This window comes from Streptomyces venezuelae (genome assembly GCF_008642335.1).
Lineage (GTDB): Bacteria > Actinomycetota > Actinomycetes > Streptomycetales > Streptomycetaceae > Streptomyces > Streptomyces venezuelae_F.
In genome coordinates this window covers 4,865,424-4,881,848 of record NZ_CP029191.1, presented here as the reverse complement: position 1 = coordinate 4,881,848, position 16,425 = coordinate 4,865,424, and the positions used below count along the sequence as shown (strand labels likewise).

Genomic DNA, 16,425 nt, shown 5'->3' with positions numbered 1-16,425 from the left:
TCATTCCACGATCAAGATCATCCGCGAGCTTTGTACGTTCACACGTACGACCCGCGCCCGTGAAGTGCCGAAATCACTGCTCCGCGAGCGCCCGCAGCCTGCTCAGCGCCCGGTGCTGCGCGACCCGCACCGCCCCCGGTGACATCCCCAACATCTGTCCGGTCTCCTCGGCCGTGAGCCCGACGGCGATCCGCAGGAGCAGCAGCTCGCGCTGGTTGTCCGGGAGGTTGGCGAGGAGCTTCTTGGCCCACTCGGCGTCGCTGCTGAGCAGCGCGCGCTCCTCGGGGCCGAGCGAGTCGTCGGGCCGCTCGGGCATCTCGTCGGAGGGCACGGCGGTGGAACCGGGGTGCCGCATCGCGGCGCGCTGCAGGTCGGCCACCTTGTGGGCCGCGATCGCGAAGACGAACGCCTCGAAGGGACGGCCCGTGTCCTTGTAGCGCGGCAGGGCGAGGAGGACGGCGACGCAGACTTCCTGCGCCAGGTCCTCCACGAAGTGCCGTGCGTCACCGGGCAGCCGGGACAGACGGGTACGGCAGTAGCGCAGCGCCAGGGGGTGTACGTGGGCCAGCAGGTCGTGCGTGGCCTGTTCGTCACCCTCCACAGCGCGGAGAACGAGGGCACCGATCACCGTCGTCTTGTCATCGCGCATCGGTCCATGGTGCCTTGGCGGCGGCTGATCCGTGGCACCGCGTCCGTAGTTGTGCACTGAAGCGTTATGAGCAGGTGCGCCGGAACTCATCTCCTGCGCCCTCCCCTCCCGCTCGATCGACTCGTCCCCGAGGAACTCCACATCTCAAGGATGCGGCATCGGCGGCGAAACAGGCGTCGCCGGGCGTACGTCGCCCCGCCCACCGGACGGCGGGCGGGGACCGCCGTGCCCCCGCGACGGCACACTCAGCGCACCAGACCCCAGCGGAAACCGAGCGCCACGGCGTGCGCGCGGTCCGAGGCGCCGAGCTTCTTGAACAGCCGCCTGGCGTGCGTCTTCACGGTGTCCTCGGAGAGGAAGAGCTCACGTCCGATCTCCGCGTTCGAGCGGCCGTGGCTCATGCCTTCGAGGACCTGGATCTCACGCGCGGTGAGGGTGGGCGCGGCGCCCATCTCGGCCGAACGCAGTCTGCGCGGAGCGAGCCGCCAGGTCGGGTCGGCGAGCGCCTGGGTGACGGTCGCGCGCAGTTCGGCACGCGAGGCGTCCTTGTGCAGATAGCCGCGGGCGCCGGCCGCGACCGCGAGTGCGACCCCGTCCAGGTCCTCGGCGACGGTGAGCATGATGATGCGCGCACCGGGGTCGGCGGACAGCAGCCGGCGGACGGTCTCCACGCCGCCGAGACCGGGCATGCGTACGTCCATCAGAATCAGGTCCGAGCGGTCGGCGCCCCAGCGGCGGAGGACTTCCTCGCCGTTGGCCGCCGTGGTCACGCGCTCGACGCCGGGCACGGTCGCGACCGCGCGGCGGAGCGCCTCTCGGGCAAGCGGGGAGTCGTCGCAGACGAGGACCGATGTCATGACTGTCCTCCGCGGCTCTCACAGCTGCTGCGCGTCACCTTGAGCCTCCAGGCTGGTACTTATTCGTCACCTGTGCGGTTGACGCTCTCGGACACCTGCCCGAGCGCTTGTTCTTTCAACCGCCTCGCACTCTCAACGACGGTCACCCGAAAGAGTTACGGGGCAGTCGGACACCTTCGGCACTCTACGTGAGGGCGCCGACACAGCGGAGAGCACGCGGGAGACCCTCAACGTTTCATCACAAGCTATGCCCCATTTAGCGCCTTTTCTTCCCTTTTCCTGGTGTCTATGGCTAGATTCGCAATGAGTCATATTTTCATCTCCTTAGACAGTAGATGTACGGTCGTGGGCACCGTATCCGCGTCAGAACGGCATCAAGGGGACCAGCAATGGCAGATTTCTCCCGCCTTCCCGGACCGAACGCAGATCTCTGGGACTGGCAGCTCCTCGCGGCCTGCCGCGGGGTCGACAGCTCGCTCTTCTTCCACCCGGAGGGCGAGCGGGGAGCGGCGCGCAGCGCACGTGAGAACTCCGCCAAGGAGGTCTGCATGCGGTGCCCGGTGCGGGCGGAGTGCGCCGCTCACGCTCTCGCGGTGCGCGAGCCGTACGGCGTGTGGGGCGGTCTGACCGAGGACGAGCGCGAGGAGCTCATGGGCCGCGCGCGCAATCGGCTCGTCACGGCGGCCGCTTCGGCGGGCAGCGCCGTGTCGCACAGCTGAAGGAACGTTTCTTCGAAAACCCGCTCGGCCGCAGCGGGAATCAGCGGTCGGCGGACCCCGCTCAGCGGGTGGCGGCCCGCGCGAGGTGGTCCAGCGTGGCGGCGACGGCCGGCACCTGCGCCAGGTCCGGCAGCGTGAGCGCGACGATCTCCCGCTGCACGGCCGGCTCCACCGTCACGGTGCGGGCGCCCATCGGGCGCACCGACTCGATCGCGAGCTCGGGCAGCACCGCCACTCCCAGACCGGCACCGACCAGGCCGATCACCGCCGGGTAGTCGTCGGTCGCGAAGTCGATCCGCGGCACGAAGCCCGCGCTCTCGCAGACCTCCACCAGCTGCCTGCGGCAGCGGGGGCAGCCCGCGATCCAGGACTCGTCGGCGAACTCGCCGATGGTGACCGCGTCGGCCCCGGCGAGCCGGTGTCCCTCGGGCACGAGGCCGACGAGCCGGTCGGCGAGCAGCGGGCGCACGACGAGGTCGCTCCACTCCTCGGCGGCCGTCGCTCCCTCGTACCGGAAGGCGAGCGCGACGTCGCAGTCCCCTTCGCGCAGCATCTCCACCGAGCGCGGCGGCTCGGCCTCGACGAGGGAGACACGGGTGCCGGGGTGGGCAGCGCGCAGCGCCGCGAGGGCGCACGGGACGAGGGTGGAGCTGCCGCTGGGGAAGGAGACGAGCCGGACCCGGCCCGCACGCAGGCCCGCGATGGCGGCGACCTCCTCCTCCGCGGCGGTGAGCCCGGCGAGGATGCCCGCGGCGTGCCTGACCAGGGCCTCGCCCGCCTGCGTCAGACGCATCTCGCGGCCGGTGCGGATCAGGAGCGGCGTGCCCGCCGAGGATTCGAGGGCCTTCATCTGCTGGCTGACGGCGGGCTGCGTGCAGCCGAGCTCGCGGGCCGCGGCGGAGAAGGAGCCGGTGGCGGCCACGGCGCGCAGGACACGGAGATGACGGGCCTCGATCATGGTTCGAGCATAAGCGAAACTTGGACTCATCGCGAAATAATGCGTCGCTTCTTTGAGGCGGGCTGGCCTAGCCTGCCTGCCATGAAGCTTCTCTCTGTGAATGTGGGCCGCCGCAAAGATGCCGCGTACACGGCCTCGCCCACCGGCAGCACCGGCATCGACAAGCGGCCCGTGCCGGGTCCGGTGCGGGTGGCCGCGCCGGGTCCGAAGGGTGTCGGCGGCAGCGGGGTCGCCGGTGACGAGATCGGCGACCTGCGGCACCACGGCGGCGACGACCAGGCGGTGTACGCCTACGCCCGCGAGGACCTGGACGCGTGGCAGCGCACCCTCGGCCGCCCCCTGGCCGACGGCACCTTCGGCGAGAACCTCACGACGTCGGGCGTCGACGTGAACGGCGCGCTGATCGGCGAGCGCTGGCGGATAGGCGCGGACCTGCTGCTCGAAGTGACGAGCGGGCGCATTCCCTGCCGTACGTTCCAGGGCCATCTCGACGAGAAGGGCTGGGTGAAGCGGTTCACGGACGAGGGGGCCTGCGGCGCGTATCTGCGGGTCGTCGAGCCGGGTGAGATCCGGGCCGGGGACCCGATCGAGATCGTGCACCGGCCGGAGCACGGCGTCACCGTCGCCCTGGAGTTCCGTGCCGTCACGCGCGAGAAGGATCTGCTGCCCGAGCTGCTCGCGGCGGGCGACGCGCTGCACCCCGAGACGGCCGAGCGCGCGCGCAAGTACGTGGAGCAGCAGCGCGGCGACGCGGTGGTCACGTGATCTCACTAGCCTTGCGCCATGACTACGGCTCTGATCACAGGATCGACCTCCGGCATCGGCGCGGCCTTCGCGCGACGCCTCGCGGGTGACGGGCACAATCTCGTGCTGGTGGCCCGCGACACCACACGGCTGCGGGAACAGGCGACCGAGCTGCACGACCGGCACGGCATCGAGGCGGAGGTGCTGACCGCGGACCTCGCGACGGACGGCGGCATCGAGTCCGTCGAGAAGCGGCTCGCCGACCGCAGGAACGCGGTCGACCTGCTGGTCAACAACGCGGGGTTCGGCAACAAGGGCCGCTATCTGGAGGTCTCGCTCGCCGACGAGCTGACCATGCTCAAGGTGCACTGCGAGGCGGTGCTGCGGCTGACGTCGGCCGCGACGGAGGCGATGCGCGAGCGTGGCCGGGGCGGTGTCGTGAACGTCGCGTCGGTGGCGGCGTTCGTGCCGCGCGGGACGTACGGCGCGTCGAAGGCGTGGATCGTGCAGTTCACCCAGGGCGCGGCGAAGGACCTCGCCGGGTCCGGGGTGCGGCTCATGGCGCTCTGCCCCGGCTTCGTACGGACGGAGTTCCACGAGCGGGCCGGGATGGGCACGTCGAACATCCCCAGCTGGATGTGGCTCGACGCGGACAAGCTGGTCACAGTGGCCTTGGGCGACCTCTCCCGCGGCAAGACGGTGTCGATCCCCGACCCCCGTTACAAGGCCCTGATGGGCGTGGTGAAGGTGACGCCCCGCGCACTCCTCGGCGGCGTCACGTCCCGAACGGGCCGCAAGTACGGCCCGCAGTAACCCTGCGGGTCCCGTCTGCCGGGTTGCTTCCCGTCGCCGGGTGCGGGTTGTTCTCGGCTGGTCGCGCAGTTCCCCGCGCCCCTAAAGGGGCGCTCGCCGAAGTCGCGGTCAGGGGCGCGGGGAACTGCGCGATCGGCCCAAGACGGCCCGCAGTCGGCAACAGCGAGCGACCCGGCAGACGCAGTCCCGAAAAAACCTGAGGCCCGGCTCCCTCAACAGGGAGCCGGGCCTCGGGCTATTCAGGTCAGTGAGAGTGACCGTGGCCGTGGCCGTGACCGGCCTCCGCCTCTTCCTCGGCCGGCTTCTCGACGACGAGGGTCTCGGTCGTCAGGAGCAGCGAGGCGATCGACGCGGCGTTCTCCAGCGCGGAGCGCGTGACCTTGACCGGGTCGATGACGCCGGCCTTGACCAGGTCGCCGTACTCACCGGTCGCTGCGTTGAAGCCGAAGCCCTTGTCGAGCTCGGCGACCTTCGAGGTGATGACGTAGCCCTCGAGGCCCGCGTTCTCGGCGATCCAGCGCAGCGGCTCGACGGCGGCGCGGCGGACGACGGCCACACCGGTGGCCTCGTCGCCGTCCTTGCCGAGCGAGTCGCCGAGCACCTTGGCGGCGTGCACCAGAGCGGAGCCACCACCGGAGACGATGCCCTCCTCGACCGCGGCGCGGGTCGCGGAGATGGCGTCCTCCAGACGGTGCTTCTTCTCCTTCAGCTCCACCTCGGTGGCGGCGCCGACCTTGATGACGCACACGCCGCCGGCCAGCTTCGCGAGGCGCTCCTGGAGCTTCTCGCGGTCCCAGTCGGAGTCCGTGGCCTCGATCTCGGCCTTGATCTGGGCGACGCGGCCCTCGACGTCGGCCTTGTTGCCGCCGCCGTCGACGATCGTGGTGTCGTCCTTGGTGATGGTGACGCGGCGGGCGGTGCCCAGCACGTCGAGACCGACCTGGTCGATCTTGAGGCCGACCTCTTCGGCGATGACGGTGGCACCGGTGAGGGTGGCCATGTCGCCGAGCATCGCCTTGCGGCGGTCGCCGAAGCCGGGGGCCTTCACCGCGACGGCGTTGAACGTGCCGCGGATCTTGTTCACGACGAGGGTCGAGAGGGCCTCGCCCTCGACGTCCTCGGCGATGATGAGGAGCGGCTTCGAGGAGTTGGCCTGGATGACCTTCTCGAGCAGCGGCAGGAGGTCCTGGATCGAGGAGATCTTGCCCTGGTGGATCAGGATGTACGGGTCGTCGAGGACGGCCTCCATACGCTCCTGGTCGGACACCATGTACGGCGACAGGTAGCCCTTGTCGAAGGCCATGCCCTCGGTGAAGTCGAGCTCCAGGCCGAAGGTGTTGGACTCCTCGACGGTGATGACACCGTCCTTGCCGACCTTGTCCATCGCCTCGGCGATGAGCTCGCCGACCTGCGGGTCCTGGGCCGACAGACCGGCGACGGCCGCGATGTCGGCCTTGTCGTCGATCGGGCGGGCGGTGGCGAGGAGCTCCTCGGAGACGGCCGCGACGGCGGCGTCGATGCCCTTCTTCAGGGCGGCCGGGGAGGCGCCGGCGGCGACGTTGCGCAGGCCTTCCTTGACCAGGGCCTGGGCGAGCACGGTGGCGGTGGTGGTGCCGTCACCAGCGATGTCGTTGGTCTTGGTCGCCACCTCCTTCACCAGCTGGGCGCCGAGGTTCTCGTACGGGTCCTCGACCTCGACCTCACGGGCGATGGTGACACCGTCGTTGGTGATGGTCGGGGCGCCGAACTTCTTGTCGATGACGACGTTGCGGCCGCGGGGGCCGATCGTCACCTTGACCGTGTCGGCAAGCTTGTTGACGCCGCGCTCAAGGGCGCGACGGGCGTCCTCGTCGAACTTCAGGATCTTCGCCATGGGAGCGATTCAGCCCTCTCGAAAACTCGGTGAACGAACTGCGCCCCTCGCCGCCCGGCAATCAGCGGGGTGACCAGGGGCGCAGCTCAAAAGCAAATCTGCTGGTGAAGCAGGTGATGCGGGTGAAGCGGTGGCTTACTTCTCGACGATCGCGAGGACGTCGCGAGCCGAGAGGACGAGGTACTCGTCGCCGTTGTACTTCACCTCGGTGCCGCCGTACTTGCTGTACAGCACGACATCGCCGACCTTGACGTCGAGCGGCAGGCGCTCGCCGTTCTCGAAGCGGCCCGGGCCCACGGCGAGGACGGCGCCCTCCTGGGGCTTCTCCTTCGCGGTGTCCGGAATGACCAGGCCGGAGGCCGTGGTCTGCTCGGCGTCGAGCGGCTGGACCACAATGCGGTCCTCGAGCGGCTTGATGGCAACCTTGGAGCTTGCGGTCGTCACGATCCGGTCTCCCCCTTCGGAGATCTCACGGGGTTAAGAGTCTGAGGTGTGGCGACCAGGTGGATCCGTCGTCGCGGGTGCCGGACCTGCCCGTCGCTGTTGGCACTCTCCAGTGGGGAGTGCCAGAAGCGAGACTAGGACGGGGATTAGCACTCGGTCAAGCGGAGTGCCAATCCGCTGCGTCGGGCTTCAGTCGGAAGGGGTGCGGAGCACCCCTTCGGGGCAACGCACGGCGGGCACGGCCAGTTCCGCCCGCGCGAGCCAAGGAGGCCGCGGATCTCGTTCCCCGGCGCAGGCGACCGGCCCCGCCCTGCCGCGGTCCGGTACGCGCGGCACCTTCTGCGCCGCCTTCCTGCCCAGCCTCTCGATCGGGTCGACCGACTCCGCGCACCCCGAGAGCAGCGCGGGCGCGAGCACTCCGCACAGCAGGGCCCCGGCGAGGAGGCGGCGGCGCGCTCGCGCCCGCGGGGTCACAGGTAGTCCTCCAGCCTGGCGACCGCGTACCCCTTGTCGGTGACCGTCTTCATGACCCTGCGGATCATGTCGGGCATGGTGCCCTTCCAGTCCTCACGCCCCCGGAAGTGCGTGAGGATGATGTCGCCGGGGTGCAGGTCGCGGTCCCACTCGCGCCACTCCATGTGGTCGGCGAAGGCCTCGGACGCCCACAGGGGCACCGCCTTGACGCCGCAGGACTTGGCGGCGCGCAGCGTGTCGCGGTTGTAGTTGCCGTACGGCGGGCGGAAGAGCTCGGGGCGCTTGCCGTAGTGCTTCTTGATGACGTCCTGCATGCCGCAGATCTCGCGGCGCTGGCCCTCGTACGAGAGTCCGGGCAGGTAGCGGTGGTTGAGCGTGTGGTTGTTCAGGGTGACGCCGCGGTCCTGCATCTTCTTGAAGTAGGTGTAGTCCTCCTTGACCAGGTAGTCGCTGAGGAACGCGGTGTACGGGAGCCGCAGTTCGCTCATCATCCTCAGCAGCGCCGGGTCCTTCTCGGCGCCGTCGTCCATGGTCAGGAAGACGACCTTCTCCTTGGTGGGGATGGTCGTGAAGACCGGCGGCAGGCTCGCCTGGCCCTTGACCTCGAACCCCTTGCGGGTGGTGATGCGGGGCTTGACCGCAGGCGGCGGGGGTGCGGCGAGCGGGGTCTTGGCCAGGCCCCAGCGCTTGGCGGCCATGGTGCGGGCGACCTGGGTGGCGGCGAGCTTCTGGGCGTAGGAGTCGAGGGCGCGGGCGGGTGGGGCGTTGAGCGGCTCCTGGCCGTGGGCGGGCTTCGCGGAGCCGCCCCCGGAGGCGCAGCCGGACGCGACCGCCGCGACGGAGAGGACGGCGATCAGGGCGCGTGCCTGATTCTTCCGCCTTCTGGCGCATTCTTCCTTTTGTCGTACTAGTTGCATGGCGCCGGATCCTCGCAGCTCACGGCCGTGCCGACGGCCCGACACCGCCGCCGGACGCGCACCATCCACCGACTGGCCCACAATGGGGCGGGTGAACGACCCGAACACGCCGAGCGCCCACCAGACCGACCTCGGCGACCCCCTCGCCGCCTTCGCCGCCCTCCGTACCGACGAGGGCCGGGCCCTGCTCGACGAGGTCCGGGACGTCGCACCGGCCGAGGAGCTCGCGGCCGCCACCCGGCTGCGCCGCACCCACCCGGCGCCCCTGGTCTCCGCGGCGCTCGCCCAGGCCCGGCTGCGCACCCGGGCCGCGGCGAAGTTCGGCGCCGAGGACGCGGCCCGCATGTTCTTCACGCCGAACGGCGTCGAGCAGTCCACGCGCGCGTCCGTCGCCGCGCACCGCGCGGAGAGCTTCAAGACCCTGGGCGTACGGTCACTCGCCGACCTGTGCTGCGGCATCGGCGGCGACGCGATCGCCCTCGCGCGCGCCGGGATCTCCGTGCTCGCCGTCGACTGCGACCCGCTGACCTGCGCGGTGGCCCGTGCCAACGCCGAGGCCCTTGGGCTCGCCGACCTGATCGAGGTGCGCGAGGCGGACGTCACCGACGTGGACACGTCCGCGTACGACGCCGTCTTCGTGGACCCCGCGCGGCGCGGCGGCCGCGGCCGGATCTTCGACCCCGAGGCGTACTCCCCGCCCCTGTCCTGGGCGATCGGGGCGGCGCTCGCGGCCCCCCTCGCGGCCCTGAAGATCGCCCCCGGCATCCCGCACGAGGCGATCCCCGCCGAGGCCGCGGCCGAGTGGATCTCGGACGGCGGCGACGTGAAGGAGGCCGTGCTCTGGTTCGGCACGGACACGCCCGCCTCGCACCGCGCCACGCTGCTGCCCGGCGGCGCCTCCCTGTGGAGCCCGCTCGCCACGATGCTGCCCGACCCGGAGGTACGCCCCGTCGGGCGCTACCTGTACGAGCCCGACGGCGCCGTCATCCGCGCCCACCTGGTCGCCGAGGTCGCCGCCCGGGTCGACGGCGGACTCGTCGACGAGACCATCGCGTACGTCACCTCCGACGCCCTGCACGCCACCCCGTACGCGACGGCGTACGAGATCACCGACCGCATCCCGTTCAACGTGAAGAAGCTGAAGGCCCTGCTGCGCGAGCGCGGGGTCGGCATCCTCACCGTGAAGAAGCGCGGCTCCGCCGTCGAGCCCGAGGAGCTGCGGCGCAAGGTGAAGCCGCAGGGCAGGAACGCGGCGACCGTCTTCCTCACCCGGGTGGCGGGCGCCCCGACGATGCTGATCGGCCACCCGGCACCCGGACCCGCCTAGGCACCCTCACAAGGGGCGCTCTCCACCGGCCTCGCCCCGCGTCCCGGCCCCGCCCAGCAGTCGGCGGCCCGTGCCAGGAGCAGTTCCCGTTCCCGCTCGTTGCGCGCCAGCGACGCCGCACGCTCGAACTCCGCGTGGGCCTCGTCGGTGCGTCCGAGCCGCTCCAGGAGATCGCCCCGGACGCTGGGCAGCAAGTGGTAGTCCTTCAGGACGGGTTCGGCGGTGAGCGCGTCGACCAGGACGAGTCCGGCCTCCGTTCCCTGCGCCATCGCCACCGCGACCGCGCGGTTCAGCTCGACGACCGGGGAGGGCGCGCGGGCGGCGAGCAGGCCGTACAGGGCGGCGATCTGCTGCCAGTCGGTCTCCTCGTAGCTGTGCGCGTGGGCGTGGCAGGCGGCGATCGCGGCCTGCAGCGCGTACGGGCCGAGGGCGCCGGCCGGCGAGGGCGCCGTGGCCTGGGCGCGTGCCAGGGCGGCGAATCCGCGCCGGACCAGCATCTGGTTCCAGTGGGCGCGGCTCTGGTCCCTGAGCAGCACCGGCTCGCCGGCCGGACCCGTACGGGTCGTCGTGCGCGAGGCCTGCAGTTCGAGGAGTGCGGCCAGGCCGTGCGCCTCGGACTCCTCGGGCATGAGGGCGGTGAGCACCCGGGCCAGGCGCAGCGCGTCCTCGCAGAGGGCGGGGCGCACGAGGTCGTCGCCCGCCGTGGCCGCGTACCCCTCGTTGAAGATCAGGTAGATGACTTCGAGGACCGAGCCGAGGCGGGCGGCGCGGTCGGGTCCGTAGGGGACCTCGAAGGCGACGGCGCGGGCGGCGAGGGTGCGTTTGGCGCGCACGATGCGCTGCGCCACGGTCGGTTCGGGGGCCAGCATCGCGCGGGCGATCTCCGCGGTGGACAGGCCGCCGAGGAGGCGCAGCGTGAGCGCCACGCGGGCCTCGGTGGAGAGCACCGGGTGGCAGGCGATGAAGACGAGGCGCAGGAGGTCGTCGTCGATGGCGTCGGGGTCGGGCGGTTCGAGGGGGCCCGCGTGTGCCGGGGCGGTCTCCAGGTCGCGGCCGACCTCGGCGAGCTTGCGCGCGTAGCGCTCGCGGCGGCGCACCAGGTCGACGGCGCGGTTTCGGGCGGTGGCCATGAGCCAGGCGCCCGGGTTGTCGGGGACGCCTTGCGCGGGCCACTGTTCGAGGGCCGCCACGAGGGCGTCCTGCGCCAGCTCCTCGGCGATGCCGACGTCTCGTACGATCCGCGTGACACCGGCGATGATGCGTGGCGACTCCATGCGGAAGACGGTTTCGATGGCCTGACGAGTGGCCTGGGCGGCCTGGCGGGGGTGCTCCGGGGGATGGCTCACGGCCATCCATCAGAGCACCCCGGCGCCACCGCCGCAAAGGCAACAGGGGCGAGGTTCAGCCCTCGATCTCCCGGACCTCCGCGGTGATCGTCCAGTAGTCCTCGTGGGTCTTGAGGAACCGCTTGGTCCACTCGACGGCTTCGGCCATGTTCTTGGCCTGGCAGATGGAGTAGCCGCCGATGACCTCCTTGGTCTCGGTGAACGGGCCGTCGGTCGTGGACAGTTCGCCCTTGTCCCAGGTCACGCGGGTGCCTTCGGAGGTCGGTCGCAGGCCGGCGGTGTCGAGCATGACCCCGGCCCTGGTGATCTCCTCCAGGAGCGCGCCCATGCGCTCCTGGAGTTCGGGGCTCGGGCCGCCCTCGGGCGCGTTGTTCTCGTCGATGCGGATCATCGTCAGGTAGCGCGGCATGGTGGTCTCCCCTTCGGGTGGCGGCGGGGCTTCTCCTCGCCTCTCACCCCTGCGTCGAACGGGAGACGCCCGTTTCGACATCGTCGCCGAGAATTTCCGAAGTTTCTTCTCCGACGGCTGTTTCCGCAGGTCGCGGCGGTGTGGCCAGGGCGTCGGCAGGAGGCGTACGACGCCCGTGCAGCACCGCGGTCGCCAGCGCGGCCGCCACCAGGAGCCCCGCCGAGACCGCGAAGGCGGCCGCGTACCCATCGGCGAGGGCGCCCCTGCCGCGCCCCTCCCCCGTGGCGCTCGCCGCGACGGTGACCAGGACCGCGAGGCCGAGGGAGCCGCCGAGCTGGCGGGAGCTGTTGAGCAGCCCGGAGGCCATGCCGGTCTCCTCGGGCGCGACGCCGCCGGTCGCCGCCGTGCCGAGCGGTACGAAGCACAGGCCGATGCCGACGCTCGCGACCAGCGAGGGCCCGAGGACGGAGCCGAGGAACGTGCCGCCCGCCTCGACGGTGAGCGCGAACCACCCGAACCCGGCGGCGCCGAGCAGCCCGCCCGCCACGAGCAGCGTCCGCTCGCCGAACCGCCCGACCGTCCGGGTCGCGACCGTCGACCCGGCGACGACGCCCGCGCAGAACGGCAGGAACGCGGCGCCGGCCGCCGTCGGCCCGTACTCCATCACCTGCTGGAGGTAGAGCGAGGTGAAGTAGAACGCGGCGAACTGTCCGGAGGACATCAGCAGGGCGAAGACGTTGGCGGAGAGCACGGGCCGGTGCGCCGTGCCGAGCAGGCCGAGCCGCAGCAGGGGCTCGCGCTTACGGGCCTCGACGGCGACGAAGGCGGTGAGCAGGACGGCCGCCGCGCCGAGCGTGCCGAGGGTGGTGCCGGATGTCCAGCCGTACGTCTCCGTGCGCACGAGGCCGAGGACGAGCAGCGTCGCCCCGGCCGTGACGAGCAGGGCACCGGTGACGTCGAGGCGGGGCGCGGGTCCCGTACGGCGGTCGGCGGGCACGCCGTGCCGGGCGGCGAGGAGCGCGGCGAGCACCACGGGGACATTGATCAGCATCACGGAACGCCAGCCCACCCAGTCGGTGAGCACACCGCCCGCCATGATGCCGACGGCGCCGCCGAGCGCCCCGGAGACGCCCCAGAGGCCGAGCGCGCGGGACCGCGCGGGCCCCGCCGCGTAGTTCACGGTGATCAGGGCGAGCGCGACGGGGGCGAGCGCCGCCGCACCCGCGCCCTGCACCGCCCGCGCCGCGACGAGCTGCCCCGGCGCGAGGGCGAGCCCGCCCGCGAGGCTCGCGACACCGAAGACGGCGAAGCCCCACGTGAGCGTGGTGCGCCGCCCGATCAGATCGGCGAGGCGCCCGCCGAGCATGAGCAGACCGCCGAAGGCCAGCGCATAGGCATTGACGACCCACAGCAGCGAATCGGGCGCGAAGCCGAGGTCGTCGCCCATGTCGGGCAGGGCGATGTTGACGACGGACATGTCGAGGGAGACGAGGAACTGCACGGTCAGGAGCACCGGCAGCAGCAAACGCCCGGATTGAGCGTTCGGGCTCGGGTTCGGGTTCACGTTCACCATGCGACGGACATTACTATACGCGTATAGAAATAGCGCAAGGGCTGCGAGGCCCGCTCCCCGGGCGGACGGGACAATGCAGACGGGACAATGAGCGGGTGGCAGCAGAAGACAGCGAGCAGACGGCACCCGCGAAAAAGGCCGGGGCTCCGGTGAGCAAGCGCCCCGTGGGCCGCCCCCGCCGCATCGAGCCGGAGACGATCGTCGCGACGGCCCGCCGGATCCTGGAGGCGGAGGGCGTCGCGGGCCTGAGCATGCGCCGGGTCGCCAAGGAGGTCGGCACGACGCCGATGGCGCTCTACCACCACGTCCGCGACAAGGACGAGCTCCTGATGCTCACGCTCGCGGGCACGGCCGCCACGGTCCCGCGCCCCGACCTGCCCGCCGACCCGCGCGACCGCCTCCTCGCCGTCTCCCTGCACATGCACGGCACGCTGGCGCGGATGCCCTGGGTGGTGGAGGTGCTCAGCCTCGGCGACCTCACCGACGAGGGCGCCCTGTGGATGGTCGAGGAGATCGTCGCCTGCGGCATCGCGTGCGGACTCACTCCGGAGGAGGCCGTACGCGCGTACCGGACGATCTGGCACTGCGTCTACGGAGACCTCGTCTTCCGCCGCGCGATGGAGCGCCGCGCCGAGGACCCGGGCCGCAAGCGCCACTTCCCCGACCTGCTCGCCGACGCCGACGCGACCGAACTCCCCCATCTGGCGGCGCTGGCGGACCGCTGGTCGGAACTGACCGAGGACTACGACGTGACGGGCCAACTGGGGGCGGTCATCGACGGATTGCTGGGCCGCGCGGAACGCCCGCGTTGATCCGCGCGGGTGTGCCAGGCTCCCCCGCATGCCCTTCGACCACAACGACCACTACCACCCCCTGCTCCTCAGGAGCCTGCCGCCGGGCAGCCGCACCGCCCTCGACATCGGCTGCGGCACGGGCCGCTTCGCCCGCCGCCTCGCGGCCCGCGGCTACGAGGTCGACGCGCTGGACCCGTCGGCGGAGGTCATCGCCGAGGCGCGAGCCGCGGGCGGCGGCCCCCGCTACCGCCGGGCGGACGTGACGAAGGAGGACCTGCCCGCGGCCCACTACGACGTCATCACCTGCCTGGCGAGCCTGCACCACATGCCCTTCGACACGGTGACCCGCCTCCGCGCCGCACTCGCCCCGGGCGGCACGCTGCTCGTCCTCGGCTGCTACGCGGGCATGACCTGGTGGGACATCGCGGCATCCCCCGCGAACGTGGTGGCGAGGGCGACGGTGTACGTCTCGGAGCGCCTGCGCGGCGACCACACGCCCCCGCTCAAAGCCCCCGTGCGCCGGCCGGACATGCGGCTCCCCGACATCCGCACGGAAGCGGCCCGCCTCCTGCCCGGCAGCCGCGTCCGCCAGCTCTTGTTCTGGCGCTACCTGCTGTCGTACGAGAAGGCCTAGACGCCCCCGGTCGGCTCGCTCTCCACCGACTCGAACCGCCACCGGTGCACCGCCCGCGTCACGAGCTCCCCCGCGGGCTCCGGGAGTTCGGGCAGCTCCGCGTCGTACGCCGCGTCCCACCACGTGATGACGAGCACCCGGTCCTGCGGCGCGCGGAACGTCTCGCGGCGGACCGGGGTGCCGCCGAGGCTCTGGGACTTCGCCCAGGCGAGCAGTTCGTCGCCGCGGCCCTCCGCCGCCCGGGCCTCCCACATCAGCGCGACCGTCACGAGTACAGGTTCTCCTTGCTGACCTCGTGCACGTGGTCGTGGGAGTGGGCGTGGTCGTGCGAGTGGCCCGGCACATGCGGTTCCGTCACCGGGAGCGACGAGTCCGCCGACAGGTCCCAGGACGACGCCGTACGGTTGCGGGCCACCATCTCCGCGCCGAGGGCCGCGACCATCGCGCCGTTGTCCGTGCAGAGCTTGGGGCGCGGCACGCGCAGCCGGATGCCCGCCTTCTCGCACCGCTCCTGGGCGAGGGCGCGCAGGCGCGAGTTGGCGGCCACGCCGCCGCCGATCATGAGGTGGTCGACGCCCTCGTCCTTGCAGGCCCGCACGGCCTTGCGGGTCAGCACGTCGACGACGGCCTCCTGGAAGGACGCCGACACGTCACGTACCGGCACCTCCTCGCCCGCGGCGCGCTTCGCCTCGATCCAGCGGGCGACGGACGTCTTCAGGCCGGAGAAGGAGAAGTCGTACGCGGCGTCGCGGGGTCCGGTGAGACCGCGCGGGAAGGCGATCGCGTTCGGGTCGCCCTCGCGCGCGTACCGGTCGATGACGGGACCGCCGGGGAAGCCGAGGTTCAGCACGCGCGCGATCTTGTCGAAGGCCTCGCCCGCCGCGTCGTCGATCGTCGAGCCGAGCGGCCGGACGTCGGACGTGATGTCCTCCGACAGGAGCAGCGACGAGTGGCCGCCGGAGACGAGGAGCGCCATGGTCGGCTCGGGCAGCGGCCCGTGCTCCAGCTGGTCGACGCAGATGTGCGAGGCGAGGTGGTTGACGCCGTAGAGCGGCTTCCCGAGCGCGTACGCGTACGCCTTCGCGGCGGAGACGCCGACGAGCAGTGCACCCGCGAGGCCGGGGCCCGCGGTCACCGCGATGCCGTCGAGGTCCTTCGCGGTGACGCCCGCTTCCTTCAGGGCGCGCTCGATGGTGGGCACCATCGCTTCGAGGTGGGCGCGGGAGGCCACCTCGGGCACGACGCCGCCGAAGCGTGCGTGCTCGTCGACGCTGGAGGCGACGGCGTCCGCGAGCAGCGTGGTGCCGCGGACGATGCCGACGCCGGTCTCGTCGCAGGAGGTCTCGATGCCGAGGACGAGGGGTTCGTCGCGCGTGCTAGCCATGGATCTCGGTTCCTTGTACGCCGGATGCGGGGGTGGAGGGATCGGTGCGGCGCATGACCAGGGCGTCCACGTTGCCGGGCTGGTAGTAGCCGCGCCGGAAGCCGATGGGTTCGAAGCCGAAGCGCTCGTACAGCTTCTGCGCCCGTGTGTTGTCGACCCGCACTTCCAGCATCACCTCGGCGCACTCGAAGGCGGTCGCGGCCTGGAGCAGGTCGGTCAGGAGCCGGGCGCCGAGGCCAGTGCCCCAGTGGTCGCGGGCCACCGCGATGGTCTGGACGTCCGCAAGGTCTCCCGAGGCGGCGAGGCCCGCGTACCCGACGAGGCGGTCGCCGTCCATGGCGACCACGTACCGCCGGGTGGCCTGCGGCCCGCGCGCGTGGGCGAGCTCGGACCAGAACATCCCGCGCGACCACGCGTCGTCCGGGAAGAGCTCCTTCTCCAGGACGAACACCGCGTCGATGTCCCACCAGCGCATCTCGCGCAGCACGGCGGAGTCCGTCACCTGGGTCA

The 16,425-nt window shown here is 71.7% G+C and carries 19 protein-coding genes; 6 read left to right on the top strand and 13 right to left on the bottom strand.

Annotated elements, in window-relative coordinates; all coding sequences use genetic code 11:
* Positions 1-73: 73 nt before the first annotated feature.
* The gene (locus tag DEJ49_RS22295; RefSeq protein WP_055563244.1) at positions 74-649 is read right to left on the bottom strand and encodes a sigma-70 family RNA polymerase sigma factor; all 576 of its coding nucleotides are present in this window, start codon (positions 647-649) and stop codon (positions 74-76) included.
* Positions 650-894: 245 nt separating this feature from the next.
* The gene (locus DEJ49_RS22290) at positions 895-1,506 is read right to left on the bottom strand and encodes a response regulator transcription factor (protein ID WP_003948568.1); all 612 of its coding nucleotides are present in this window, start codon (positions 1,504-1,506) and stop codon (positions 895-897) included.
* Between the two features lie 389 nt (positions 1,507-1,895).
* Here DEJ49_RS22290 and DEJ49_RS22285 point away from each other — a divergent pair, with 389 nt between their 5' ends.
* Positions 1,896-2,225, top strand: coding sequence for a WhiB family transcriptional regulator (locus DEJ49_RS22285; RefSeq protein WP_150171156.1), 330 nt, complete (start codon positions 1,896-1,898; stop codon positions 2,223-2,225).
* A 61-nt stretch (positions 2,226-2,286) separates the two neighbouring features.
* Here the strand turns inward: DEJ49_RS22285 and DEJ49_RS22280 are convergent, their stop codons facing one another.
* The gene (locus tag DEJ49_RS22280) at positions 2,287-3,183 is read right to left on the bottom strand and encodes a LysR family transcriptional regulator (protein ID WP_150185771.1); all 897 of its coding nucleotides are present in this window, start codon (positions 3,181-3,183) and stop codon (positions 2,287-2,289) included.
* Positions 3,184-3,264: 81 nt separating this feature from the next.
* Here DEJ49_RS22280 and DEJ49_RS22275 point away from each other — a divergent pair, with 81 nt between their 5' ends.
* On the top strand, positions 3,265-3,948 hold the full coding sequence (locus tag DEJ49_RS22275) for an MOSC domain-containing protein (protein ID WP_150185770.1): 684 nt from the start codon (positions 3,265-3,267) through the stop codon (positions 3,946-3,948).
* 18 nt (positions 3,949-3,966) lie between these two features.
* A complete protein-coding gene (locus DEJ49_RS22270) occupies positions 3,967-4,740 on the top strand; it encodes an SDR family NAD(P)-dependent oxidoreductase (protein ID WP_150185769.1) in 774 nt (257 codons plus the stop codon).
* 244 nt (positions 4,741-4,984) lie between these two features.
* Here DEJ49_RS22270 and groL read toward each other — a convergent pair whose 3' ends face one another.
* From groL to DEJ49_RS22250, 4 genes are all read right to left on the bottom strand, one after another.
* Positions 4,985-6,613, bottom strand: coding sequence for a chaperonin GroEL (groL, locus tag DEJ49_RS22265; RefSeq protein ID WP_150171147.1), 1,629 nt, complete (start codon positions 6,611-6,613; stop codon positions 4,985-4,987).
* Positions 6,614-6,748: 135 nt separating this feature from the next.
* Complete coding sequence (groES, locus tag DEJ49_RS22260; RefSeq protein WP_006347174.1) at positions 6,749-7,057, bottom strand: co-chaperone GroES; 309 nt, start codon at positions 7,055-7,057, stop codon at positions 6,749-6,751.
* A 189-nt stretch (positions 7,058-7,246) separates the two neighbouring features.
* On the bottom strand, positions 7,247-7,531 hold the full coding sequence (locus DEJ49_RS36465) for a hypothetical protein (RefSeq protein ID WP_223832941.1): 285 nt from the start codon (positions 7,529-7,531) through the stop codon (positions 7,247-7,249).
* Positions 7,528-8,448 carry a polysaccharide deacetylase family protein gene (locus tag DEJ49_RS22250; RefSeq protein ID WP_150185768.1) on the bottom strand — a complete coding sequence of 307 codons (921 nt, stop codon included), beginning with the start codon at positions 8,446-8,448 and terminating at the stop codon, positions 7,528-7,530. Before DEJ49_RS22250 ends, DEJ49_RS36465 begins: the two co-directional genes overlap by 4 nt.
* 82 nt (positions 8,449-8,530) lie before the next feature.
* On the opposite strand from DEJ49_RS22250, the gene DEJ49_RS22245 reads away from it, so the two are divergent.
* Complete coding sequence (locus tag DEJ49_RS22245; protein ID WP_150185767.1) at positions 8,531-9,775, top strand: THUMP-like domain-containing protein; 1,245 nt, start codon at positions 8,531-8,533, stop codon at positions 9,773-9,775.
* Here the strand turns inward: DEJ49_RS22245 and DEJ49_RS22240 are convergent.
* The 3 genes from DEJ49_RS22240 to DEJ49_RS22230 are packed head-to-tail and all read right to left on the bottom strand — an operon-like array spanning position 9,772 to position 13,103.
* Positions 9,772-11,127 (bottom strand): RNA polymerase sigma factor, encoded by a 1,356-nt coding sequence (locus DEJ49_RS22240; protein WP_150185766.1) that lies wholly within the window; start codon positions 11,125-11,127, stop codon positions 9,772-9,774. The two genes, DEJ49_RS22245 and DEJ49_RS22240, sit on opposite strands and share 4 nt — an antisense overlap.
* Positions 11,128-11,176: 49 nt before the next feature.
* Positions 11,177-11,530: a YciI family protein gene (locus DEJ49_RS22235; protein WP_150171140.1), complete on the bottom strand. Its 354-nt coding sequence runs from the start codon at positions 11,528-11,530 to the stop codon at positions 11,177-11,179.
* A 43-nt stretch (positions 11,531-11,573) separates the two neighbouring features.
* Positions 11,574-13,103, bottom strand: a complete 1,530-nt coding sequence (locus DEJ49_RS22230; protein ID WP_150185765.1) for an MFS transporter — start codon at positions 13,101-13,103, stop codon at positions 11,574-11,576.
* Between the two features lie 95 nt (positions 13,104-13,198).
* On the opposite strand from DEJ49_RS22230, the gene DEJ49_RS22225 reads away from it, so the two are divergent.
* Complete coding sequence (locus DEJ49_RS22225; RefSeq protein ID WP_150185764.1) at positions 13,199-13,915, top strand: TetR/AcrR family transcriptional regulator; 717 nt, start codon at positions 13,199-13,201, stop codon at positions 13,913-13,915.
* A gap of 28 nt (positions 13,916-13,943) precedes the next feature.
* On the top strand, positions 13,944-14,531 hold the full coding sequence (locus DEJ49_RS22220) for a class I SAM-dependent methyltransferase (RefSeq protein WP_150185763.1): 588 nt from the start codon (positions 13,944-13,946) through the stop codon (positions 14,529-14,531).
* On the opposite strand, the gene DEJ49_RS22215 is transcribed toward DEJ49_RS22220, so the two are convergent.
* Genes DEJ49_RS22215 through rimI form a run of 3 tightly spaced genes read right to left on the bottom strand, consistent with a single transcriptional unit; the run spans position 14,528 to position 16,390 of the window.
* Positions 14,528-14,800, bottom strand: coding sequence for a hypothetical protein (locus DEJ49_RS22215; RefSeq protein ID WP_150185762.1), 273 nt, complete (start codon positions 14,798-14,800; stop codon positions 14,528-14,530). The genes DEJ49_RS22220 and DEJ49_RS22215 overlap by 4 nt on opposite strands.
* Positions 14,797-15,915: a tRNA (adenosine(37)-N6)-threonylcarbamoyltransferase complex transferase subunit TsaD gene (gene tsaD, locus DEJ49_RS22210; protein WP_150185761.1), complete on the bottom strand. Its 1,119-nt coding sequence runs from the start codon at positions 15,913-15,915 to the stop codon at positions 14,797-14,799. Before tsaD ends, DEJ49_RS22215 begins: the two co-directional genes overlap by 4 nt.
* On the bottom strand, positions 15,908-16,390 hold the full coding sequence (rimI, locus tag DEJ49_RS22205; protein ID WP_150188387.1) for a ribosomal protein S18-alanine N-acetyltransferase: 483 nt from the start codon (positions 16,388-16,390) through the stop codon (positions 15,908-15,910). Before rimI ends, tsaD begins: the two co-directional genes overlap by 8 nt.
* Positions 16,391-16,425 lie beyond the last annotated feature (35 nt).